This window comes from Paenibacillus sp. 453mf, from assembly GCF_900116105.1.
Taxonomy (GTDB): domain Bacteria; phylum Bacillota; class Bacilli; order Paenibacillales; family Paenibacillaceae; genus Paenibacillus; species Paenibacillus provencensis.
Window position 1 is genome coordinate 2,825,588 of sequence record NZ_FPAC01000001.1, and the last position, 23,149, is coordinate 2,848,736.

Genomic DNA, 23,149 nt, shown 5'->3' on the forward strand with positions numbered 1-23,149 from the left:
TATTACATCCAGCCAGCCAAAAAAATACGAGGACTCCTGTAGTAGGAACCCTCGGTTGATGATCTAACACTCCCCAATTTATCATAGAGGCTTAACTGCAACGAAAAATAACCGTGAAGCGTCTTCTCCCGCAGGCTTCCACTCAAAATCCGCATAAATCTGTACATCAGAGAAACCTGCCTTGTGCAGCTCTAGCTGCATCCACACCGGATCATACGCCCTTTGATTATGAATTTCCTCGAATCGACGGTACAGATCCTTTCCACCCTCTTCGACTCGTGTAAAAATGCTGAGATGGTGCTCAATCTCATACGTCGGACGATGAAAGTCACAGGTCCATATGTAAGAAATCGATTTTTCATCAAGCACAAAGGGCTGCTCCTCATCATAACGAATAAACGTATTAGGATGGTGCACATCAAACAGGAACACACCGCCCGGCTTTAGGCCGGCATAGGTTTTTTGGAATGTCCTTACAATATCTTCTTCTTTGAGCAAATAATTTATGCTGTCACAAAAAGAGATGACCGTATCTGCCTCCTCAGGCAGCTCCCAATCCCGCATATCCTGCTGAACCCAGCGAATGGTGCCTTCTCGGAAAAAGCGGTTTCCTTGCGGCGACTCGTCCAGCTTCTGCCGAGCAACAGACAGCATATCTGCAGATAGATCGATGCCTGTCACTTCAAAGCCCGATTTCACCAGCGGGATCGTAATCGAACCGGTGCCGCAGCCGAGCTCGACAATGCTTTTTGGTATGCCATGCTTCTCCCAAGCCGTTCTAGCAAACCGCAGCCAATCCGGATATGGCATATCTTCCATAAGTTCGTCGTATACATAGGCAAATTTCCGATAGGACATGTTTGACACCACTTTCATAATAAAACTTAGTGTAAAAGTTGAGGTTAATAAGCGATTGCCTGGCTGATTACTCATGAGGGAAAGCGATTCTGTGAAAGAAGCACAGATATGTAAAATGATAGGCTCGCGCTGCGTTCGCTTTTTGGCTGAATCTCTCCGGTTGACTAAAGTCAAAAGTCGTTCTTATCCAAAAACCTCACGATCACGTAAACTCATTTTTCATAGACGTTTGCTCTCTCATAGAGGAATAAAATTCCCCTTATTCTGAATCCGCCAACATCAGCCTCGCTTATTAAAAAAACCTTTTTGCACCCAAGTACGGGGCAAAAAGGGGTTGCTCCTGCCTTACAAAGTGACGGCAGGAGCAACAGATGAAAAGCTTACATGATTTAGTGTGAGAGCTTTCGCTTCACTCAAATCATGCACAGCCAACAGCTTTAATGTCTCAGATAAAATTCATTCAAATAAATTAACTTCATCAAGAGAGCTCCAGCTTCTCGTTATTCCGACGGCTTATCTTCAGGGCCGGCAAGATACGTCCAGTTCTCTTTCTGCGTCACGAGACCGTCCTTCATTAGCTTGCCAAGTGCACGCTTAAAAGCTGACTTGCTGATGCCGAATTTGGACTTAATGATATCCGGTGGCGTCTGATCAGAATAAGGCATCCCTCCATTCGGGCGCTCCTTCAGGAAGGCTAGGATCCGGTCAGAATCCTCCGTTCTTCCGATCTCTTTGCGCGGAGCCATACCGAGGTTCACTCGGCCATCCTCTCGCACCAGCGTAACCCGAGCTCTCACCGTCTCACCGAGTCTTAAGAGACGGCTTCGCTCGGATGAATGGATCATGCCGATTGCACCAAAGCCAAGCACACCGCCATGCACCAGGACGAAGGTTCCCATCTGCAGCGGCTTGTACACCGTAGCTTCTACCCACTCATTCATCCAGGTTGTCGGGGCATGGAAGGCCAGTGGTGCAAGCTCACGCTCCCCAGCCAATTTGGCACGAAGCCGGCCCTGCTTGTCATGCTCCATAATAACAAAAACCTCATCGCCAACCTGAGGATGAAGTTCTTTCATTTCCGGCAATTCGCGGATTGGCAGCAGCAGCTGGCGGCCCAGCCCCATTTCAAGAAAACAGCCCAATCTTGGATGAACGTCTGCCACAACCAGCTTGGCCATCTCACCTAAGGTTAGAAAAGGTTTCTTCATCGTAGCCGCCAGGCGATCCTCAGTATCGTAAAAAATAAAGACTTCCAGCTGCTCGTCTACCTTAATCTCGCGTGTCAGCTCTGTATAATGCAGCAGCACATCCTCACTGCCCGTTGTCAAAAAATAACCGTACGGCGACACTTCCCGAGCGACCGGGAGTGTAACGACTGTTCCTGCAATTAAACTCATACCGTATTCACCACTTTGGCATCGGACCAAAGTCTTTCAATATTATAATACTCGCGTTCATCGCGATGGAATACATGAACAACGACGTCTCCAAGGTCCATCAAAACCCAGCGGGCAGAGTCCATGCCTTCAATTCCGTTTATTTTTACATTTTTCTCTTGCGCGCGTTTACGAACTTCTGTCGCGATCGCCTGAACCTGTGTATCTGAGTTCCCGTGACAAATGACAAAATAATCAGCGACTAATGAGATACCTCTAAGGTCCAGAGCAACAATATTCATCGCTTTTTTATCGTCTGCTGAATCAATCGCCATTTGAAGCAATTCGTTAGATGATACTGTCATGGATCAACCTCCAATTGGATTTGCAAAATTTTGTGATACTTTTAATTGGGCAATAAGATCATTACGCGTAAATAAGGTTAAAGGGTAAATCACTTTTTTTAATGTAATCAGATGTGAAATGGTGCCGTCAAAGCCAGCGAGAAGTGCTTCCTCAAGGCTATGCTCCGCCAATTCTCGAATATTATGCACACCTGGAAAATCACGCCCCGGCTCTATATAGTCCGCTAGGCAGACCACCTTATCCAGGAGAGACATGTTCACTCTTCCGGAAGTATGCCATCTGATCGCATTCAGCACCTCTGAATCCGTCACCCCATAGTCCCGTTCGGCCACAAATGCTCCAACCTCAGAGTGCCACAGCTGTTTGTCGTGCAGCAGAAGGTCCTGATTCAACCCGTTTCCCCGGATAACCTTCTCCATTTCATTTACCGGCCAGTACTTTGCAACATCATGCAAAATGGCAGCCAGATCGGCTTTGAGGGGATCAGCACCAAAACGTTCTGCCAATATTACCGCTGTTTCCATGACTCCTTGTGTATGTTTCCAGCGCTGTGGCGGCATTTGTTCGGATACGGCCTTGATCAGTTCATCTCGGCTCTGCAGCATACAACCCGCTCCTTGTAATATAATCAAGCACCGCTTTGGGAACCATAAACCGAACCGATCTCCCCTTCGCCAGTCTGCGTCTAATGCCTGTTGAAGAGATTTCGACCTGCGGCATGTCGGCATGGAGCACATGCTCCTGTAAGAAATCAGGCAAATCATCCAGATGCAGCTCAAAGCCCGGGCGGCCTACTCCAATAAACGTGACCAGCTTCGTCAGATCCTCGATTCGTTCCCAGCGCGACAAATAGTTAACCATATCCGCTCCAATAATAAAATACAGATTGATGTCAGGATGCTGTCTTCGAATAATCTCCATTGTATCTATCGTATAGGATACGCCGCCGCGTACGATTTCGACATCGAGCACTCTATAATCCCCATACTCTTCTGTCGCAAGATTCGTCATCTCGAGTCTCTGCTCTCCGGTAGCACCCGCTGCATGCTTATGCGGCGGAATATGAGATGGCATAAACCAGATCTCATCCAGCTTATACACATCCTTAACCGCCTCCGCTGCCATCAAATGTCCCATATGAATGGGATCAAATGTTCCGCCCATAATTCCAACTTTCATGCAGTGAACTCCTTTTTATACTGTACTCGTTACCTTCGTATCAGTTATGGAAGTACGATTTGCTTGTTATCACGCGATTCTTTGTAAAGTGTAATCGTGTTGCCGATAATTTGTACAATTTCGCTGCCTGTATGTTCTGCCAGCTCTTCCGCGATTTCATGCTTGTCATCCAGATTGTTATTTAGAATGGAGATCTTCATCAGCTCGCGCTTTTCAATCGCTTCTTCAATATGACGGAACAGATGTTCATTGGTACCGCCTTTGCCGATTTGAAAAACAGGGTCCAAATGATGAGCCTGTGAACGAAGATATCTTTTTTGTTTTCCAGTTAACATGATTATATTTGCTCCTTAAACTTTCATTTCGTTATTCTCAATTCACGAGGTAAAGCTGGCAAGAACTGCTCTGCGCATCGCTTCTACTGGTGCCTGTACGTGCAGCCAGTGCTCAAACGCAATGGCACCCTGATATACAAACATGCCGAGACCACCGTGAATAATACAATTTTTGTGCTTGCTGTCTGTCAGCAATTTGGTTTCCAATGGGTTATATATCAGATCACTGACAACAATACCTTCAGGTATGTGATGAATGCTGACCGGCGTTTGATCCGTATGAGGGTGCATACCTACCGATGTTGTGTTAATTACGATATCAGCCTGGGCCAATACCTGTTCCGCGCTATCTATACTATACCCATTTACATTGCCGAGCACCTTAAAATCTTTGGCCAGCTCCTCCGCCTTCTCCGCTGTGCGATTGAGAATGGTTAAGGACTGAGGTTGTTCCAACAGGAGGGCATAGACAATCCCGCGTGCAGCTCCACCTGCTCCAATGACAACCACATGCTTGCCTTCAATCGTAGAAACCGCTTCTTCCTTCAAGGAGCGCACATAACCGACACCATCCGTATTATAACCGATGAGTCGGTCATGCTCGATGACCACCGTGTTCACAGCACCGATGAACCGGGCACTCTCATCCAGTTCGTCCATATAGGATAGGATATCCACTTTATGCGGAATCGTCACATTGAATCCTCGGAAATTCATCGCCTTCATTCCCATTACGGCTGCCTGAAGATTCTCGGGCTCCACGTGCAATGGAACATAAGCACCCTGCACTCCAGCTTCCAGTAGTGCGGCATTATGCATCGCAGGAGACTTACTATGAGCAATAGGGTTCCCAATAACACCGAGAAGATAATACCCGTTGACGGGGCGGGTAACCTCTGTCGTCAAGTCCATATAAATCCCTTCCTCCCATGAAGCTCTTAAGGTGCTCCGTTGTAGGCTTTCGCCTCGATTAGATCAAGGATGGCCGAACCATTACACGAACTCCGCGAGGGGCATGAACAGCGACAAGTGCTCCAGTCTGTCCATTCACTTTAATCCAGCCAAGACCAGAGATAAATACATCGCTGCGGCTGCCTTTCGCAATTCGGATATCATGCCTCGTCCATTCAGGTAATTCCTCAAGACCTTCACGCGTTGGAGGCGATAACAATTCACCTGCATGATTCTCGAACAGCTCGTCCGCTTTCTCAAGCTTCGTCCGATGAATCTTGAGTGTATTATTCGTGTATAGAGTGAAGGATTGGTGTTCTCCTTCAATGAAATCAAATCTAGCGAGTCCCCCAATAAACAGGGACTGGCCGCTGTTCAACTGATAAACACTCGGTTTGAGCGGTTTGTCCGGCATAATCGCCTGCAGATCTTTACGGGATACAAGCTCACTGTAGCGCCAAGGATAAACGATACCCGGGGTATCAATAATAGAAGCTCCATCGTCGAGTGGAATATGCACCATATCGAGTGTCGTGCCAGGGTATCTTGATGTCGTAAGTTCCTGCTCCAGATCACTGTAATCACGGATCAATCTATTGATCAGCGTAGATTTCCCTACATTTGTTGCACCCACCACATATACATCCCGATCTCCACGATGCGTATTTACCGCTTCCAGCAATCGATCAAACCCTTGATTCTGTTTCGCACTGCAGAGTACGACATCCACAGTACGAAGCCCTTGAGCCTTCGCTTGCTGCTGTACCCAGTTGCGTACTTTGTTCCAATTCGTCACTTTTGGCAGCAGATCTGTTTTGTTCACCGCGAGAAGCACAGGATTATTCCCTACAAAACGCTGTAACGCCGAGATCAAGCTTCCTTCGAAATCGAACAAATCCACAATATGAATGACAAGCGCATCCTTGTCGCCAATCTTGCTAAGAAGCTTTAGGAATTCATCCTGATCAACGGTAACAGAAGAAGCTTCACTGTAATTTTTTATACGAAAACAACGCTGGCAGATCACAGGATCACGATCCAGCGCTTTCATCGGTGTATATCCCGGCAATTCAGGGTGTTCTGTTTGTAGTAGAATTCCGCATCCACTGCATCTCCCTTGGCCGTCATGCGTATGATTCATTTTTTCTTTTCCTCCTCAAGCCATAAACCTTTCCTGCGCAGGCGAGACAGTGCAATCCGCTCGACCCGTCTATTCAATTTCGTCATCCATCCTTCATCCGCTATTGCGATGGGAAGCACGAGGACGGTATACAGTCCCAGACGATTTCCACCGAACACGTCCGTCAGCATTTGGTCACCAACTACGACCGTTTGATCCTCAGCCAAATTCATCATTTTCATTGCTTTACGAAAAGGTATATTGGAAGGCTTTCTGGCCTCGTGAACGTATTCAATTTTATGGGGTGTTGCAAAAGTGGATACACGGGTCAGCTTGTTATTCGATACGATGACCAGCTTGAAGCCGGCATCTCTAACCTTCTCAAACCAAGCGATCAGCTCAGGCGTTGCTTCAGGAGCCTTTGCACCGACAAGTGTGTTGTCAAGATCCGTTATAATCCCTCTATAGCCCTGCTCATAGAGCGCAGCCAAATCAATATCAAATACCGTGTCAACCCGCAGCTTGGGCATCAACATTTCAAACAACATGTTCACCTCGTTTTTTCATACGACAAACTATAACATAATCTTTGCGGTTAGTAAAAAGGCAAACGGGCACGGGGCGCTTACGCCCGTGCCGTTCTCAGCCTTTTTTTCATTTGTCCGGCAATCCGCTGGACGTCTTGCCATTCCTTCTCTTCAACATGACCTGGGCTGTACCTTGCCAGCTCAAATTGCTTCAATAAGGAATTAAGCTCACCCGCTACATGCGGAGCTTCGGACTCCCATCTTTTTACCGATTCCCTCAGCGTCTCGTGCTCTGCACGTTTGAATCCCTTGCGCCTAAATGAACGTATCCATCGTTCTGTCTCAATGACCACCTTCTGATCGGGTGTCAGCGGCTTGCCTAATCGAAGTCTTAATAAATAGAAGTGAAGAGAAAAACGATTACGCCATAGCATGTAACCAACCCAAGCGGCAAGTACAGCACCCGCAGCCCAAATAATAGCCGGGCTTACCGTAAAGTCAGAGCTTTCTGTATTTTGCACAGGCTCTGCGAGCTCTTCTTCTTGCTCTGCTTCTTCGACCTCCGGTGTCTCTGCAAGATCCGGCTCCACCTGTTCCGTCAGCAGCGGCATATTGAATCCTGGAGTGGCTTCAACCGGAATCCACCCATATTCCTCTCCGAAGTACACTTCTGCCCAGGAATGGGCATCCGCATTGGTCACTGTATAAGACAGGGTTGGTGTATTACCCGTTGCCTGGGACAACACAGTATCCTCTCCAAAGGCTGCTTGACCCGGAGCATAACCTTTCACCCATCTTGCCGGAATATCCAGAGAACGTGCCATCATCACGAGAGCTGTCGAGAAATAATCACAGTAGCCTTCCTGTATTTCGAACAGAAAGCTGTCAACAAAATCTGTACTTTGTTTCAGCGATAAATTGGGATTGTTTGTGTATGAGAAATTAGTTGTTAAATATTCTTGCAGTAAACCGACTTTTTCATACGGCGTTTCGGCATCAGCCGTTATTTCTTCGGCAAGACTCACTACACGGTCAGGAAAATTGTTCGGGATCTGCAGGTAGTTATCGTTCACCGGGCTGCTATATAGGTCTTCCTGAGTCTCTTCAATCAGTCTCTCAACAGGAACGAGGGGAACCTCGGATACAATGGTATATGTCGAAGGGTAGCTTAATTCTCTTGGATTAGAATCCCAGTGAAGTTCTGCTTGTCCGCTCTTCCAATCCAGCTGATTAAACTCGGTCCCGCCATTAATCGCCTGAACCTGACTAATTGCATAAGCCCCAAATAGCACGGGGTAAACATCATCATTCAGCATGCTTACCGTCTGGGTTACCTCCCTCGTCTGGATCGAGCCCCCATCACCATTCACTAAATCATTACCCGAATCTACCTCATCAAACTGCCTTCTAGAAGTCGATGGCTCTTCCCATCCCGTACCGGAATATTCATCACGTGTCTCCCCGCGCCAATAGCTTCGCTCTGTCGTTGTGATCGTCATTACAGGAGAGTAGTCATAATTGAAGCCCCTGCCCAGACTGTTATCCTCTCTGCTGTATCCGGATTCTGAGGCGGACTCAAGTCCTCCTTCTCCCCCAGCAGTATTGCTTGCAGGAATGATATCCCCTCGGTAGTTAACCCAAGCCGTATAAGGGTCCGTTAGGACTGGCGGAACTTCAGGCATATTTACACCTGCTACAATAATAAGTGCAAAGATAACGACAACGTTAGCGATTACTTTGAGCGGATTACGTCTAAGCCTTTTCCACCCTTGTGGAAATTTAAGCTGGAACCTGCGCAGATGAAGGCACACGAGCCAGCCCATTGCAGCAAATACTATCCAAGCAACCTCTTCCCACAAAACAGCGAAAGTAAAAGAATCCAGAATACCCATTGCAATAATGTTTAGCCCGACAAACACGAGAATTCGCTTGGCATTCACTGCTAACCGAATAATGCACTCCAACATCACCCAAGTGCTTAATGAGAACCAGATATACGGATTGATCGTCAGCACGAATTCAACAAGCCAGCTCGACTCTTCGTCAGGAATAAAGATCGAGTACGACGACAGCACATAATATAAAATAAATAGCAGAACGATTGCTTTAATAACAAAGCGGTATCCTGACTTGATTGGAAAAATAATGTCTACAAGACTGATACCGATCAGTGTCAAAGCGACCAAGCTGGTCGTTTCCTGAAACCAGATAGGCTCCGTGTAAGTTACCCATTGCATTCCGATAATGACAATCCATAACAGGGCGAATGCATTGTACCAGGACCCTACAACTTTGCCGGCCCATGTTCTCATAGACCTCCACCTCCCATCGCTGAAGGCAGCTCTTGCAAATCAGACACTGCATACCCTTTGATTCCACGTGCACGCAGAAGCGACAGCCATTCACTCTTTTGCGTTTGGCTCGCACGCTGCTCGATACGGATATGGGAAGCGGTCATCCCGCGTGTACCCGCATATCGAAGTGATTCCAGTACATTTGCGTTATCCAGCGGCGAGATGAGAACAAAGAACGCTCCTTGCGGGAAAGTTCGAATTGTATCCTGAATGCTCGGCAGAAGATCACTCGTGCCTGTATAATCCAGATCGACAAGATGCTGAATCATCTTCTGTCGCTCGTTCTGACTGTCCGTAGGCAGGAACAGCTTGGTCTCATCGCTGATGGTGCATAGCCCCATGCTTAAGCGCTCGCGATTGCCATATTCAAGGAGCGAGGCTGCAGTAGAGACAGCAAGTTCAAATTGCTCCGAGCTCTTGTAGCCCTCTTCAGTCGCATCCAAGACCAAAATCATCTTCGGCAGCGACTCATGTTCAAATTCTTTGGATTTCCATTGTCCCGTCTTGGCCGTTGCATTCCAATGAATACGAGATAACCGGTCACCGTAGACATAGTCTCGAACTCCATTAATTTGCGTTGTCTCTCTGCGGGACCGTGTGAGTGCAGCTTGCGGACCAGACAGCCGGGAATTTTGATCGTAGAGCTGCCAATAAGGAATAAATACCGTTCTTGGAAGTACTCTGAAACTGCCGTAGGCGTTAAACGTCCCTTTATGCTCAATAAGACCGAAGATATCCTCGCTAATACATTCTGTTTCCATAAATTTGTATTTGCCTCGCTCAAGCGGAGGGGTAAGAAATACCAGATTTCCGCTGCCCCGCATATTCGGAACGAGACTTTCTTCAAATGACCACGATTCTCCATTATGACGCTTAAGCACTTCTCTCACGATGACGTAAGGCAACGGCAGCAGCCCTGGAATTTGAAGGCCGAGCTGAACGTGCACCTGATCTCCTGCATGAAGCAGCTCCGTATGTTCTCCACTGGAGGTTAACTGCCGTGTTCCCACAGCTCTCCTCGCACCGCCAAATTGGCCAATTAGCAAGTAGATGCTAAGCAAGGTCACCATGCCAAACAACATGATGGAAGTCTTGCCTCCCTGAAACAACACATAGAATAAACATATGATCCAGATGAATAGCACGATCCATGCTCTCGATTTCGTATATCGACCTGTGCGATAGCGAATTGGCTTCAGCATAATATTCAGCGCTCCATCGATACAGGAACGTGCTTCTGTTCAATAATTTGGGCAAGAATTTCTTCCTGGCTCATACGATCCAGTCTTGCTTCAGGCTTCAGCACAACCCGGTGTGAAATGACGTACGGCGCAAGAACCTTAACGTCATCAGGAATGACATAGTCTCTGCCGTTCAAGAATGCGAACGCTTTGACTGCATTCATAAATGCAATGGAAGCACGAGGGCTAGCCCCAAGCAGAACCGAAGCATGCTCTCTTGTACTGCGTACAATTCCAAGCAGATAATCGGTCACAGCCTCATCCATATAAACACTTCGAATTTCTTGCTGTACTTCTGCAATTTGTTCCATGTGGGTAACAGGTCTAAGCTTGTCCACAGGTTGTCCTTGCTGATGCCGTTTCAATAGATACTTCTCTGTTGCGGCATCCGGATAACCAAGGCTGATCTTGAGCATAAATCGGTCCAACTGCGCCTCTGGGAGCATATAAGTCCCTTCAAAGTCAATCGGATTCTGTGTTGCGCACATCATAAACGGTTTAGGAAGCTCATACGTATCTCCATCGACCGTGACACTTCGCTCCTCCATGACTTCAAGCAGTGCGGATTGCGTCTTTGTTGTGGCCCGGTTGATCTCATCGGCGAGCAGTATATTGGTCATAACCGGACCCGGTCTGAAATAAAAACGCTCATCCCTCGGATGGAAAACGGAGACACCCGTAATATCACTCGGCAGAATGTCAGGGTTACATTGAATCCTGCGGTATTCTCCCTGCATGGAGCGGGCTAACGCCTTGATTAGCTGCGTCTTCCCCGTTCCGGGAACGTCTTCTATAAGAACATGCCCTCCAGCCAGCAATGCTGTGAGCAATAATTGAATTTCAAAAGATTTGCCTAATATAGTAGATTCGAGGTTCGATTTTACTTCGGATATGATCTGTATCGATTCCTTACTTACGGGCATGTACGTATGTACCTCCTAATAGGCAGTATATTTTCCTTTTATTGTACATGAAGTGAGTAGGGAAAGTACAATGTTTGCTCTACCTTTTTTCATATTATGATTGCTAGATTTGAAGCTATAGGGTTTTCTTGTTTTCATAAACCCTTACTCTGAGCTTTGATAGTGTAACTTACTCAACCTTCTTAAGCAACAAAAAAAGGAGAAGCATTCTTACTTATGCTCCGCCTTTTTTAATGACTAACCATATTTTATTAACTCAGCCCTTCGGCTTAAAAAACAACGCTGCCAGAAAGGAGAAGATAATAGCCGATGATATACCTGCACTGGTGAGGTTGAACACCCCCGTGATTACACCGAGCCAACCATCTCGCTCCAGTTCGGTCAGAGCTCCATGAACAAGCGAGTTGCCAAAGCTCGTAATCGGTATCGAAGCGCCGGCGCCGGCAAACTTCACTAAAGGATCATACCAGCCTACCGCATCCATAACCGCACCCGATACGACCAGCGTACTCATCGTATGTGCAGGAGTCAGCTTGAGCACATCGAACATTAATTGTCCGATCACGCAGATCAGTCCACCAATAATAAAAGCCCATAGAAACTGCATGTTTTATTCCTCCCCTCTCTCAATTGCTACGGCATGAGCGATACAAGGTATCGTTTCGCCCTGCTGATAAGACAAAGGAGATAATAAAGCGCCTGTGGCAACAACCAATACTTTATTTAATTCCCCTTTTTTGATTCTTTTTATTAAATGACCATACGTTACTGTAGCAGAACAGCCGCAGCCGCTGCCCCCAGCAAATACATACTTCTGTGTGTTGATATCATAAATCATAAGTCCGCAGTCGTTGAACTCCGTCTGCTCCATCGGTATCCCTTCCTTATGAAGCAGCTGCTTGGCAATAGGCAGTCCAACTGAAGCGAGGTCGCCAGTTACGATCAGGTCATAATATCCAGGCTCGAGTCCTGTATCCCGAAAATGAGAAATGAGCGTGTCCGCTGCTGCAGGCGCCATCGCTGCTCCCATGTTATACGGATCTTTAATACCTAGATCCATAACTCGTCCAATCGTCGCGCGGCGAACGACAGGTCCGCTTCCCGTCTTGCTGATAATGGCGCAGCCAGAGCCTGTTACTGTATTTTGCGCAGTTGGGGGCTTTTGAGCCCCATATTCCGTTGGAAAGCGGAACTGCTTCTCAACCGTGCAGTTATGGCTTGAGGTACCAGCCAGAACGTAGTCTCCGCCTCCTGAATCCACAATCAAGGAAGCCAGCGCAAGACTCTCCATGGACGTCGAGCATGCACCGAATAAACCTAAGTATGGAACACCAAGTTGCCGCGCAGAAAATGAACTGCTGATGATTTGATTCATCAAATCACCACCTACAAAATACTGCAGCTCACTTTTCGATATGTTTGCGTTTGCGATAGCAATCTGCGCAGCCTGCTCAAACAGCCGGCGTTCCGCTTTTTCCCATGTCTTCTCGCCGATTTGCAAGTTGTCATAAATGTAATCAAAATCCTCGGCCAGCGGTCCCTCTCCTTCTTCAGGTCCCACAACGCTGGATGTACCGATTATCCGCGGCTTGTTCTCAAATTCCCAGGTTTGTCCTCCGACTCTTTTCATAGATGGTATCCTCCGAATCCAAGGCAAGCGTAGATTATACCTATAATAAATGCAGCAACGACACCAAACACGATGACTGAGCCAGCCAGCTTGAACATGTTGGCACCAACCCCCAGCACCAGTCCTTCAGCCCGATGCTCAAGTGCAGCGGAGCACATGGAGTTCGCAAATCCTGTAACAGGAACCGCGGTGCCCGCTCCCGCAAATTGCGAGATCTTATCGTATACACCGAAGCAGGTTAGAATAATGGAGATCAGAATCATAACCGCAACGGTCGGGCTCGCTGCTTCCTTCGTGCTCATATCGAGTCCGGCAACAAAAGCCTGCTGAATACATTGACCGATGAAGCAGATAAAACCACCTACAAAAAAAGCTTTAATACAGTTTGTCAATACTGCTCTTGGCGGTTCATGATTTTTGGCAATTTTCTTGTATTCCTTCGTATCAAGGGATAACGATGGAGTATTTGAGCTAGTATCTTGAGATTGAGATTGATCTGGAATCGTTGACACCCCCTCTAACCGTCTTAAATTTCGCTCGGGTCTTCACATTGTTTACCGAGGATAATTTAATTATGGTTAAAGCCCGCAAATGTTATGAATGGTAAATCATCCTTTCTTGTAGCCTTATGTGCAGCAGAGCCTGGGGGAGTCACATTTATTTTGCTGAAAATTGATTCGATCCAGCGTTATTTATAAAAAAGCAAAAAAACAGTTAAAATAAACAATACGCAGAGCATAATTATTCCTTTTCGTACATGAGGGTCCATATCGATCGCATACTCCCTTCATAAGTCCGGCTGATTTTATGGTTTCATAAAGCTATGCATTTCAGTATATGCACTGGGCGCTAGTCATGTGAGTCAGCTTCATCATTCCTTATTCTTAATGGATGGACAACAGGAGATCGTCAGTCCATAATAGAGTAATTGAACAGTGGTACATAAAGAAGGTACTTAACAATCAGAAGGAGAGATGAAGATGGAAAACAAAACCAAAGAATTGTTTAAGACACTTACCGAATTCCCTTCGGCTCCAGGATTTGAGAGAGAGCTGCGTGCATATGCCAAGAACCTGATGTCACAATATACGGAAGAATTCGTACAAGATCGGCTTGGGAGCTTGTTTGGCGTACTTCGCGGCGACGAGCAAGGCCCGCGGGTTATGGTGGCTGGACATTTTGACGAGGTAGGATTCATGACTTCTGGCATTACAGAAGCGGGTATGGTCAAATTCCGCCCGATTGGGGGCTGGTGGAGCCAAGCTGTTCTGTCGCAGCGTCTGCAAATTATTACTCCGGACGGCCCGATCGTAGGTGTCGTAGGATCAACACCAACCCATCTCTTGTCACAAGCTGATCGTGCTAAGCCCGTAGAGATGGACTCCATGTATCTGGATATCGGCGCGGACAACCGTGCAGAAGCAGAATCGTGGGGCATCAAGCCAGGTATGCAAATTGTACCGATTTGTGAATTTACCCCACTCAAAAACCCCAAGAAAATTATGGCAAAGGCCTGGGATAACCGTTACGGTGTAGGACTTGCAATCGAGCTGCTGGAAGCTCTGCATAAAGAGAAGCTGCCTAACATCCTGTATTCCGGCGCAACCGTCCAGGAGGAGCTCGGACTGCGTGGTGCACGCACTTCCGCGAATTTGATCCAGCCGGATATTTTCTTTGCTCTTGATTGCAGTGCTGCCAATGATATGACCGGAGATAAGAATGCTTTTGGACACATCGGCCAGGGGGCCTTGCTCCGTATCCTTGATCCCGGCATGCTAACACATCGCGGTGTTGTAGAATACGTACAGGATACCGCCGAGACGCACAAGATTAAATATCAATATTTTATTTCACCAGGGGGAACGGATGCAGGTCAGGTGCACTTGAGCGGTATTGGGGTGCCTTCCACGGTGATCGGTGTGTGCGCAAGATATATTCATACCTCATCCTCGATTCTTCATACGGATGATTATGATGCTGCGAAGGAGCTGCTCATCAAGCTGGTGAAAGGTCTTGACCGTACAACGCTTAATACCATTATTGAAAACTCTTGATCGTATGGCTGCTTAGCCAATAATTAATTGAGCAAGTGAATGACATATCACATAAAAAGAGGTGTCCTGTGACCGGCCTGCAATGGCCCACAAGACACCTCTTTTTATGTGAAGAAATAGTGTTAATTCATTGAGAGAGATTAAAGAAACAGGGGCGAGAATGCAATCCACGCAATAATGAATGTAACGCCTATGAAAAAAATCTCTACCCAGGCTCCCTGCTTGGACCCTGTACTCATTAATTTAAACTTGATCTTCCACTTGAGGGGTGGAAGCGGCTTGATTCCCCGATTCGTTAAACTATCTGCTGCCAAATGCAGCAAATAAGACAGACCACCGGCCATCCAAACCGCATCGCCGTATGATTGAGTTGAGCCATAGAGGAGAAATGTCCAAACGCCTACGCCATAAAGGGTATGGGTTAACCCACGGTGAGGCACCAGCGTTGTCAATATGAGCAGACTTCCGACGAGCAAATTCCAAGGAAGAAAGCTCCCTCCATAGATGATAAGCCCCAGTCCAATAAAAAACATAACCCACTGTCTCAGCGATCTTGAGGGCATAAAGGATACAATGGCGATTAGCGCTGCAAGAATTAAATTCCATGGATAGTTCTCCATCCCGTAAAAGCCCACGACAGCTGCCGCAACAATAAGAGCTGCCTGAACGATCCGAAGAAGCCAATTCGGAATGACCCGAGTGACCAGCAGTGAATTCGGTTCATCAATGTCAGGCAGCACCGAGCTGATCAAGGCAACGGCTGCCGCCGGGATTGACAAGCTAATTCCTCCCATATGCAAGAGTGAGAGCGAGACACCCGTCCCGACGATAATATGGGTTCTACCCATCATGATTCCTGTACTTCCTTTCTCTGCCCAATCTGTAGTTGTGAAATAGCCCCAGGTGTGTATACAAGACGGAGCAACTTACTTAAGGGAAATATGGAAATCATTATAGCACATACGTTCGTACTCGTACACCCAATATTATCCTCACATTAATATTCATTATGTAATTTAACCGCTACTGAATCCATATCATAATACCGTTAGCTGTTACAGCAAAAGCATAAAGGGAGCGAAGTTCGCTCCCTCTAATTTTTCCAAGCTGTTATATAAATAGGGTTAATTCCATACCTCATCTGCAATTTCTTTGACAAAACGAAGCTTGGCCCATTGCTCTTCCTCAGATAAGATATTGCCTTCCTCTGTCGAAGAGAAGCCGCATTGTGGACTTAAGCAGAGTTGTTCAAGCGGCACATAGGTTGCTGCTTCTGCGATGCGGGCTTTGATCTTCTCTTTATCCTCCAGCTCACCTGATTTGGATGTGATTAACCCCAGTACAATTTTTAAATTTGGGCGATTAACGTATTGCAGAGGTTCAAACCCTCCTGAACGCTCATCGTCAAATTCCAGGAATAACCCGTCCACATTCAAACCGCCAAATATCGTCTTCGAAGCATAATCGTATCCACCGCTTGCGAAGAAGTTGGATTTATAATTGCCCCGGCAAATATGCATAGTAATGACTAAATCTTCTGGCTTATTTGCAATGGATTCATTGATCATTCGCTGCATGACCTTCATCTCTTCAGCTGGATCGAGCCCCTTGGCACGAAGCTTATGATGACCTTCCTCTGAGAAGAGATCTGCCCAAGCAGTATCATCTAATTGCAAGTAACGGCAACCAGCATCATAGAAAGCTTGAACCGCTTTTTGATAACCAGCAATCGTATCCTGCAGGAAGGCTTCACGATCCTGATAAATCTCTTCATTCTGGTCCATACGGTACACGAGCATATTAGGACTTGGTATCGTCTGCTTAGCTACCGCTTCCCCTGCGTGCTCATTAAGGAATTGAAAATGTGCAATAAACGGATGTGATGAAAAATCAATCTTGCCCAGGACGTAACAGACTTCCTACATGATCATGATGAAATGGTATCATAGTTGTCTCTCCCTAAATTTGAAGTACCGAAAAGTATAACATAACTGAATAGAAAGATATTATTCATATAGTAATCATTTGCTAAAACTATTAACTATAACAAGTGAGTCTTTACTATCACATGAAGGCAATGATAGCAGATGGGTCTAGATTTATAAAAAAGACTACTCCTATGAGTAGCCTTAATGGATAATTTTTTCATTTTTTTGCCTTGTAAAACTCATGATACAGCTTCATTAATGCCCGCTTCTCAATCCGGGATACATAGCTGCGGCTGATGCCGAGCTCCTTCGCAATCTCTCGCTGCGTACGTTCCTCTCCGCCTGCTTCTAGCCCGAAACGCCCGACCACAACTTCCTTCTCCCGTTCATCCAGAATGTCGAGGTTCTGATATATTTTGCTCTTCTCGATCTTGAGCTGTACCTTATCCATGACCTCATCCGCTTCCGTGCCAAGGATATCTATTAAGGTAATTTCATTGCCTTCCTTATCCGTTCCGATCGGATCGTGGAGTGATACGTCCTTGCGAGTCTTTTTTAATGAACGAAGGTGCATCAAAATCTCATTCTCTATACAACGGGCTGCGAATGTCGCCAGTTTGGTACCTTTTCCCTGCTGAAAGCTCTCGATTGCTTTAATCAGTCCGATCGTACCGATCGAGATCAGGTCTTCCAAATCCTCACCGGTATTATCAAACTTCTTCACAATATGGGCAACCAGCCTCAGGTTATGTTCGATCAGAAGATTACGCGATCTTGCATCGCCTTCTGCCATCAGCTTCAAATGTTTGGCTTCGTCTGCCTCTGATAACGGCTGAGGAAATGCATTGTTCTTCACATAAGAGACAAGCAGTGTCAATTCCTTAATAAATAGAGCAATGGCCGTAAAAATACCAGGCACAGGTGACACCTCCTACAATCTTCAGAGTCTACATTCTTTGTCGTCTAACTAATGTATGTAGGCATGCACCCATTCGTGCCTGTACGAAGGAACTGCAGCGTTGTTTTTGACCTCAGCTCTTTCGTCATGACACCCCACATTCCTGCTTCGTATCGTCGAAGGACAAATTTGATCAAGAACAGGCCAATTTAGCAACAACTGTGTAGAAAGCTTACCTTTATTTGTACTATTCTGACAGTAGTTTATAGAGGAGGCTGATTATATTGGCAGTTAAAAAACGCTATGCACACGTCGGTACAGGAGGACGGGCATCCTTTTTCTATGAAGCGATCGTGGGCAGTTATCAGGATAGTGCCGAACTGGTTGCTTTTTGCGATTCGAATCAGACCCGCATGAACTATGCGAACAACCGGCTCGCTGAGAAGTTTCCGCACTATCGCCCCATCCCTACCTATAAGGCCGCTGATTTTGATGAAATGATTCGCACGGAGAAACCGGATGTCGTTATCGTAACGACTATAGACCGTACCCATCATCATTATATTATTCGGGCGATGGAGCTCGGCTGTGACGTCATTACCGAGAAGCCAATGACCGTTGACGAGGACAAATGCCAGCAGATTATTGACACCGTCGAACGGACCGGGCAGAAGGTACGCGTCACCTTCAACTACCGCTATTCTCCTCATTCGACCAAGGTAAGAGAATTGATCCGCGATGGCGTAATCGGTGATGTGCTGCATGTCAATTTTGAATGGCTGCTGGATACGAGACACGGAGCTGACTATTTCCGTCGCTGGCACCGGGACAAACGCAACAGCGGCGGGCTGCTTGTGCACAAATCAACTCACCACTTCGATCTGGTCAATTTCTGGTTGAACTCGGAGCCGAAGACGGTCTTTGCCATGGGAGATCTATTATTCTATGGAAAGGAAAATGCCGAAAAACGCGGGGAAACCTCCTTCTATCAGCGTGCATACGGCCATCCGGCAGCCAAGGAAGATCCTTTTGCCCTGGATCTCGAGAAATCTCCTTCATTAAAAGGACTGTATCTGGACGCCGAGCACGAGGACGGTTACCAGCGGGATCAAAGTGTATTTGGGGACGGCATCTCCATTGAAGATACGATGAACGTGCTTGTCAGATACAAGAATAATGCCATGCTCAATTACTCCCTTCACGCTTACGCCCCATGGGAAGGCCATATGGTATCCTTTAATGGCACCAAAGGACGCATTCAGATGCGGATTGGTGAAAAGTCCTATGTAAATTCCGGTGGCAAACAGACCGATGAAGGAGCAACCCGGCTCAGACAGATTCTAGTTCAGCCGATGTGGGAGGATGCTTATGAGGTTCAGCTGGAAAATAAATCCGGTGGTCATGGCGGAGCAGATCCTATTCTGCTTGAAGACTTATTCGGAACACCACCGGAGGATCCATTCCACCGTTCCGCATCCCATTTGGACGGAGCCATGTCCATCCTCACTGGTATAGCGGGCAACGTTTCTATGAGAACCGGGCAGGCTGTTCAGATTGAGAACTTATTAAAGTTTCCTTCAAGAGCTTAAATGAAAGCGTTCCCTATCCAGATGAACCTTAACGGTTTTTATCTCAAAATAAATTAAGGTTAGTAGACTGAATTGCATAGCATCTCGTTACTTGCATCAACCAATGAAGAAGCCGCATCTGTAAGGGATGCGGCTTTATTTATTGAATACAACTCTTGGTTCTATTACAGCTTACTCTACTCCAGTATCCGTAATCTTCTGGTTGGATTCCTCTGCGTATTCTCTAAAGATCGTATTGTAGTCGCCCTCGAGTACCACTCTTGGAGCTGCCTTGGCGTAAGGTGTATTGATCGTACGGTCATGATCGGATTTAAAAGGAATCTTGGCAAATTCATTATAGAACGCCGCGCCGTAGTTCTTGCCTTGATATACGCTGTCTGCTCCATATTGCTCGATAATGCTTTCATCATTCAGAACCGGCATGATTCCATTTCTGGACAGCTTCGTCTGTACCTCTTTCGAAACGAGGTATTTAATGACCTCCATTGCCGCATCTTTATTCTCTGTCATCTTCGTTAAGCTGAAGTAGGTAGGGTAGGCCTGCGTTCCGATCCCAGGTGCATCCGCAAAGGTTGGCATGGCGACCATATCCCAGTTCATCTTCGAGAACTCATCAGGAAATACCGATGTGATGGAAGACAGCCATCCGAACATTGCGAGCTCCTGAGCTTCAAGGAATTCTTTGCGATAAGGCAGCTTGTTCTCATGGGCCTGCATATATTCGCGGTAGCCGGATACATCTGCTGGTTTGGCAAATACGGTTTCATAGAAGGTTTTCCAGCGCTCATCCTGATCTAGCGTAGACTTTTTCGTGTCAGGGTCGACATACGGGATCGATAGATGATTCATTAGCAGAAGATGGGTCTCCGAGGAAGACAAGCCGACATATGACTTATCGCCTTCGGAACGGGTCAGCTTCTTGGACAGCTCAGCGGCTTCGTCCCATGTCATTCCGTCGACGGGATAATCGACACCAAACTTATCGAACAAGTCCTTGTTATAATACAGGACCATCGTGTTGTTGAATACGGGTACGCCCCAAATTTGGTCTCCCGAGATTTGCTTGATGGCATCGACAATGGTCGGTTCAAATTGGGTCATATCGATCTCATGCTGTTGAATCAGCTCTGTCATATCGTACTGAAGATCGAAGTCCGTGAGATACGTCGAGAATCCGCCAATGGATTCCCAGTAAATATCAATGCGCTGTCCTGCTGTAATCAATTCCTTCAGACCGACCTCATTGGTCTTCGGAATGTATTCAATTGTATAATCCGGAAATTTCTCCTTCAGCAGATCCCCAAAACGCTCGTTCCAGCTCTCTACAGAATCTCCACTGTTGGAATACACGTACAATGTATCTTTCCCTTCCACTTTGTTGTCCACGACAGGAGTTGTCGCCGTTCCGCCAGGGTCTTCCCCTTCGCCTGTGTTTCCTGCACTTCCGGTTCCCCCCGAGCTACATGCACTAAGTACCCATACCAAACTTAAGCATAGTGTTAAGAGCACGGAGTAAAATTTGCGACTGTTCATAATGATCCCCCTTCAAATTATAGAATCATGAGAGGTATTAAATCTTACTGCTGTAACAGCTGCACTTCGGAAAATACAGAGGTATTATAATTCTCTACCGGATTATTCTCATCTCCCGCGTCAACGGCCATTCCAATATAAAAGGTATCCAGGCCTGCCATGGTGATAGATGATACTTCCGTCCAGGCTGTACCATCCGATGAGTGATAGCCAGTGATGGTATCGCCTTCCTTAACCAGCTTGAACCAGTAAGGAGTGCTCAGCGATGGAATCGGGGGTGTCTGTACCATCTGCCCCCCTTCTTCTTGTCTGCTGTAGAACACGGAGCAGTACTGGTCGCCTCTAACCGAAAATCCGATCATCGCTTCTTTGGCGGCTGGATTCAGGCTGCTGCGGATCATCAGTCCTGAACGGTTATGAGGAGCCGTTTCGGACAATTGATCCAGTCTTGCAACGAGCTCTGCATCGCCTTCGAGCTGCTGATATACGTAATGAAAGGACTGATCCTCATTCGTCCTCCCACTATTACCGGCAAAGAGCGGATCAATATTCCCTCCTCCTTTCACTGTAAGTACACCATTCCTCAGGTCTGCATGCCCCTCTATGCCCGTCTCACCGATATCGGAAGAGCTCCAAGCCCCAAGCTCACCGTCAGCATTAATATGGACGACAACCGCATCAGAGTCCGTCTTCGTGCCGCTATTATCTACCGCTCTAGCTGTAATATAGTAACTGCCTTCCGGCAGGTCATCCCATTTCCATTGATAGGGAGCCGTTGTATCTTCTCCGAGCTTAACACCGCTTGCCAAAAATTCGACTTTGGCGATACGGCCGTCCGGATCATATGCCTGTGCATTAATCATGATCTTGCCTGGCTGGCCCTTTAATTCATTCATCTCAGGTGAGACAATGTTAACCACTGGATTTATGGAACCGCTACCAACTATGCTGTTCAAATAGTTCTCCAGATTGGTATATCCGTCACCATTCATGTCTTCATTCCGGTCAGCTGCCTCATTCGGATTCAGGCCTTGCTCAAGCTCCCACGCATCCGGCATTCCGTCCAGATCCATATCATCAGGTGCTGCCCCGCTTGCAAGCTCGGTCCATCCACCCACTTCCTCCGGATGATTGATGTGTCTTCCTGTCCGGTTACGCACATCGTTAACAAGTCTGGCATCAATGGAATCCCGTTTCGGCAGAATTGCCCCTGCCTGTTCCAGCACCAACTCATAAGCGTCTGCTGCAGATTGCAGAGTAACCGGGGTTACATGAAGTGGTTCGTATACAAGCTCCTTCCCCGTATCCGGATTCACTGCAAGCCAGTTGTCTTGGGTTGCTGCCTCATCCCCGTCAACTACATTGCCTGACACATGAAGCTTGCCATTCGCCCCGGTCTGACTGAGGATGATGCTTCGTTTGTCCAGCAAAGTATCCGGTCCGTACTTGTAGTAGTTGTTCACCATGTTAATATCCGCCTGGTCTCCGCCATAACCGCTGAGGTAATTCCAGTTATATACGATGTTGTTGCTGAAATCGAAGTTCTTATTGCTATCTAGTGTTCCCTTTACTCTGGGGTTACGGCTTGAGTTATGAAGCAGAATGTTATGGTGATAGCTGGCATTCCCTGATCCCCACAGACCGCCAAAGCCATGTCTTCCCTTCGAATGGCTCGACATGTGCAGCGCTTCGCCGACAATGGACCACTGTACGGTTGTGTTCTGATTCTCGTAAGGAGACAGCACTTCATCAACGCCCCATGTGACGGAGCAGTGATCTATCATGATATTGCTGTACCTTCTGGCCGACATGCCATCACCAGTCGATCCGGTGTGATCTCCCATCCTAAAGCGCATATAACGTATGATCACATTATCTGCCTCGATGTAAGTCGAATGGTTGTTGACACTGATTCCGTCACCTGGTGCGGTCTGCCCCGCCAAAGTAATGTTGTCACCTCGGATACGAAGCGGAGAATCAAGTGTAATATTGCCTGACACTTTGAATACGATCGTCCGGTTCCCCTGACTAACCGCTTCTCTTAAAGAGCCGGGGCCGCTGTCATTCAGATTCGTCACATACACGACATCGCCGCCGCGTCCTCCGGTAGCGTACATCCCTCCTCCTTCAGCTCCCGGAAAAGCCGGGAGAGCTTCGCCGTCTGTCGTTACTTGGACGGGTGAAAGAGGTTCATCCTGTGCGTAAGCTTGATAGGGGACTGCAATGACTGCAAGCATAGCAGTCAGCAAAGTCACTGAAACTTGGCGTTTCCACAGACTAATCATCC

21 protein-coding genes and 1 pseudogene are annotated in these 23,149 nt (G+C 47.0%); 2 read left to right on the plus strand and 20 right to left on the minus strand.

Annotated elements, in window-relative coordinates; all coding sequences use genetic code 11:
- Positions 1 to 81: 81 nt before the first annotated feature.
- From BM415_RS13380 to spoVAC, 15 genes are all read right to left on the minus strand, one after another.
- On the minus strand, positions 82 to 858 hold the full coding sequence (locus BM415_RS13380; protein WP_091158683.1) for a class I SAM-dependent DNA methyltransferase: 777 nt from the start codon (positions 856 to 858) through the stop codon (positions 82 to 84).
- A gap of 500 nt (positions 859 to 1,358) precedes the next feature.
- Complete coding sequence (locus BM415_RS13385; RefSeq protein WP_091158685.1) at positions 1,359 to 2,255, minus strand: CvfB family protein; 897 nt, start codon at positions 2,253 to 2,255, stop codon at positions 1,359 to 1,361.
- A complete protein-coding gene (gene rsfS, locus BM415_RS13390; protein WP_091158687.1) occupies positions 2,252 to 2,599 on the minus strand; it encodes a ribosome silencing factor in 348 nt (115 codons plus the stop codon). The genes BM415_RS13385 and rsfS overlap by 4 nt, the downstream gene beginning before the upstream one ends.
- 3 nt (positions 2,600 to 2,602) lie before the next feature.
- The gene (gene yqeK / locus BM415_RS13395) at positions 2,603 to 3,205 is read right to left on the minus strand and encodes a bis(5'-nucleosyl)-tetraphosphatase (symmetrical) YqeK (protein WP_091158688.1); all 603 of its coding nucleotides are present in this window, start codon (positions 3,203 to 3,205) and stop codon (positions 2,603 to 2,605) included.
- Positions 3,186 to 3,779 carry a nicotinate-nucleotide adenylyltransferase gene (gene nadD / locus BM415_RS13400; RefSeq protein ID WP_091158690.1) on the minus strand — a complete coding sequence of 198 codons (594 nt, stop codon included), beginning with the start codon at positions 3,777 to 3,779 and terminating at the stop codon, positions 3,186 to 3,188. The genes yqeK and nadD overlap by 20 nt, the downstream gene beginning before the upstream one ends.
- A gap of 44 nt (positions 3,780 to 3,823) precedes the next feature.
- Positions 3,824 to 4,114, minus strand: coding sequence for a ribosome assembly RNA-binding protein YhbY (yhbY, locus tag BM415_RS13405; RefSeq protein ID WP_091158691.1), 291 nt, complete (start codon positions 4,112 to 4,114; stop codon positions 3,824 to 3,826).
- 42 nt (positions 4,115 to 4,156) lie between these two features.
- Positions 4,157 to 5,026: a shikimate dehydrogenase gene (gene aroE, locus BM415_RS13410; protein WP_091158693.1), complete on the minus strand. Its 870-nt coding sequence runs from the start codon at positions 5,024 to 5,026 to the stop codon at positions 4,157 to 4,159.
- A 58-nt stretch (positions 5,027 to 5,084) separates the two neighbouring features.
- Positions 5,085 to 6,206, minus strand: a complete 1,122-nt coding sequence (gene yqeH, locus BM415_RS13415; protein ID WP_091158695.1) for a ribosome biogenesis GTPase YqeH — start codon at positions 6,204 to 6,206, stop codon at positions 5,085 to 5,087.
- Entirely contained in the window at positions 6,203 to 6,730 is a 528-nt protein-coding gene (locus BM415_RS13420; protein WP_091159260.1) for a YqeG family HAD IIIA-type phosphatase, read from the minus strand. The genes yqeH and BM415_RS13420 overlap by 4 nt, the downstream gene beginning before the upstream one ends.
- Before the next feature lie 80 nt (positions 6,731 to 6,810).
- Entirely contained in the window at positions 6,811 to 9,024 is a 2,214-nt protein-coding gene (locus BM415_RS13425) for a DUF4129 domain-containing transglutaminase family protein (protein ID WP_091158697.1), read from the minus strand.
- Positions 9,021 to 10,268, minus strand: coding sequence for a DUF58 domain-containing protein (locus BM415_RS13430; RefSeq protein WP_244533232.1), 1,248 nt, complete (start codon positions 10,266 to 10,268; stop codon positions 9,021 to 9,023). Before BM415_RS13430 ends, BM415_RS13425 begins: the two co-directional genes overlap by 4 nt.
- A gap of 5 nt (positions 10,269 to 10,273) precedes the next feature.
- Positions 10,274 to 11,230, minus strand: coding sequence for an AAA family ATPase (locus BM415_RS13435; protein WP_091158698.1), 957 nt, complete (start codon positions 11,228 to 11,230; stop codon positions 10,274 to 10,276).
- Between the two features lie 256 nt (positions 11,231 to 11,486).
- A complete protein-coding gene (spoVAE, locus tag BM415_RS13440) occupies positions 11,487 to 11,837 on the minus strand; it encodes a stage V sporulation protein AE (protein WP_091158700.1) in 351 nt (116 codons plus the stop codon).
- A 3-nt stretch (positions 11,838 to 11,840) separates the two neighbouring features.
- On the minus strand, positions 11,841 to 12,860 hold the full coding sequence (gene spoVAD, locus BM415_RS13445) for a stage V sporulation protein AD (RefSeq protein ID WP_091158702.1): 1,020 nt from the start codon (positions 12,858 to 12,860) through the stop codon (positions 11,841 to 11,843).
- Positions 12,857 to 13,363 carry a stage V sporulation protein AC gene (spoVAC, locus tag BM415_RS13450; RefSeq protein ID WP_091159264.1) on the minus strand — a complete coding sequence of 169 codons (507 nt, stop codon included), beginning with the start codon at positions 13,361 to 13,363 and terminating at the stop codon, positions 12,857 to 12,859. The genes spoVAD and spoVAC overlap by 4 nt, the downstream gene beginning before the upstream one ends.
- Before the next feature lie 477 nt (positions 13,364 to 13,840).
- Here spoVAC and BM415_RS13455 point away from each other — a divergent pair, with 477 nt between their 5' ends.
- The gene (locus tag BM415_RS13455) at positions 13,841 to 14,914 is read left to right on the plus strand and encodes a M42 family metallopeptidase (protein WP_091158704.1); all 1,074 of its coding nucleotides are present in this window, start codon (positions 13,841 to 13,843) and stop codon (positions 14,912 to 14,914) included.
- A gap of 140 nt (positions 14,915 to 15,054) precedes the next feature.
- Here BM415_RS13455 and BM415_RS13460 read toward each other — a convergent pair whose 3' ends face one another.
- The 3 genes and pseudogenes from BM415_RS13460 to sigK all read right to left on the minus strand — a co-directional run bounded on the left by BM415_RS13460 (position 15,055) and on the right by sigK (position 17,761).
- On the minus strand, positions 15,055 to 15,765 hold the full coding sequence (locus BM415_RS13460) for a metal-dependent hydrolase (protein ID WP_091158705.1): 711 nt from the start codon (positions 15,763 to 15,765) through the stop codon (positions 15,055 to 15,057).
- A 273-nt stretch (positions 15,766 to 16,038) separates the two neighbouring features.
- Positions 16,039 to 16,821: pseudogene (locus BM415_RS13465) on the minus strand (5-methyltetrahydropteroyltriglutamate--homocysteine S-methyltransferase); the annotation flags it as partial.
- Positions 16,822 to 17,059: 238 nt separating this feature from the next.
- Complete coding sequence (gene sigK, locus BM415_RS13470) at positions 17,060 to 17,761, minus strand: RNA polymerase sporulation sigma factor SigK (RefSeq protein ID WP_091158707.1); 702 nt, start codon at positions 17,759 to 17,761, stop codon at positions 17,060 to 17,062.
- A gap of 263 nt (positions 17,762 to 18,024) precedes the next feature.
- Between sigK and BM415_RS13475 the strand changes: the two genes are divergently transcribed.
- Positions 18,025 to 19,329, plus strand: a complete 1,305-nt coding sequence (locus BM415_RS13475; protein WP_170862445.1) for a Gfo/Idh/MocA family oxidoreductase — start codon at positions 18,025 to 18,027, stop codon at positions 19,327 to 19,329.
- Between the two features lie 171 nt (positions 19,330 to 19,500).
- On the opposite strand, the gene BM415_RS13480 is transcribed toward BM415_RS13475, so the two are convergent.
- Positions 19,501 to 20,862: an ABC transporter substrate-binding protein gene (locus tag BM415_RS13480; protein ID WP_091158710.1), complete on the minus strand. Its 1,362-nt coding sequence runs from the start codon at positions 20,860 to 20,862 to the stop codon at positions 19,501 to 19,503.
- 44 nt (positions 20,863 to 20,906) lie between these two features.
- Positions 20,907 to 23,147 (minus strand): Ig-like domain-containing protein, encoded by a 2,241-nt coding sequence (locus tag BM415_RS13485; protein ID WP_091158712.1) that lies wholly within the window; start codon positions 23,145 to 23,147, stop codon positions 20,907 to 20,909.
- Positions 23,148 to 23,149: the final 2 nt, after the last annotated feature.

Bases quoted from the DNA above. Each gene is read 5' to 3' on its own strand.
- BM415_RS13380 (WP_091158683.1), bottom strand. From the start codon at position 858: ATGTCCTATCGGAAATTTGCCTATGTATACGACGAACTTATGGAAGAT.
- BM415_RS13385 (WP_091158685.1), bottom strand. From the start codon at position 2,255: ATGAGTTTAATTGCAGGAACAGTCGTTACACTCCCGGTCGCTCGGGAA.
- rsfS (WP_091158687.1), bottom strand. From the start codon at position 2,599: ATGACAGTATCATCTAACGAATTGCTTCAAATGGCGATTGATTCAGCA.
- yqeK (WP_091158688.1), bottom strand. From the start codon at position 3,205: ATGCTGCAGAGCCGAGATGAACTGATCAAGGCCGTATCCGAACAAATG.
- nadD (WP_091158690.1), bottom strand. From the start codon at position 3,779: ATGAAAGTTGGAATTATGGGCGGAACATTTGATCCCATTCATATGGGA.
- yhbY (WP_091158691.1), bottom strand. From the start codon at position 4,114: ATGTTAACTGGAAAACAAAAAAGATATCTTCGTTCACAGGCTCATCAT.
- aroE (WP_091158693.1), bottom strand. From the start codon at position 5,026: ATGGACTTGACGACAGAGGTTACCCGCCCCGTCAACGGGTATTATCTT.
- yqeH (WP_091158695.1), bottom strand. From the start codon at position 6,206: ATGAATCATACGCATGACGGCCAAGGGAGATGCAGTGGATGCGGAATT.
- BM415_RS13425 (WP_091158697.1), bottom strand. From the start codon at position 9,024: ATGAGAACATGGGCCGGCAAAGTTGTAGGGTCCTGGTACAATGCATTC.
- BM415_RS13430 (WP_244533232.1), bottom strand. From the start codon at position 10,268: ATGCTGAAGCCAATTCGCTATCGCACAGGTCGATATACGAAATCGAGA.
- BM415_RS13435 (WP_091158698.1), bottom strand. From the start codon at position 11,230: ATGCCCGTAAGTAAGGAATCGATACAGATCATATCCGAAGTAAAATCG.
- spoVAE (WP_091158700.1), bottom strand. From the start codon at position 11,837: ATGCAGTTTCTATGGGCTTTTATTATTGGTGGACTGATCTGCGTGATC.
- spoVAD (WP_091158702.1), bottom strand. From the start codon at position 12,860: ATGAAAAGAGTCGGAGGACAAACCTGGGAATTTGAGAACAAGCCGCGG.
- BM415_RS13455 (WP_091158704.1), top strand. From the start codon at position 13,841: ATGGAAAACAAAACCAAAGAATTGTTTAAGACACTTACCGAATTCCCT.
- BM415_RS13460 (WP_091158705.1), bottom strand. From the start codon at position 15,765: ATGATGGGTAGAACCCATATTATCGTCGGGACGGGTGTCTCGCTCTCA.
- BM415_RS13480 (WP_091158710.1), bottom strand. From the start codon at position 20,862: ATGAACAGTCGCAAATTTTACTCCGTGCTCTTAACACTATGCTTAAGT.
- BM415_RS13485 (WP_091158712.1), bottom strand. From the start codon at position 23,147: ATGATTAGTCTGTGGAAACGCCAAGTTTCAGTGACTTTGCTGACTGCT.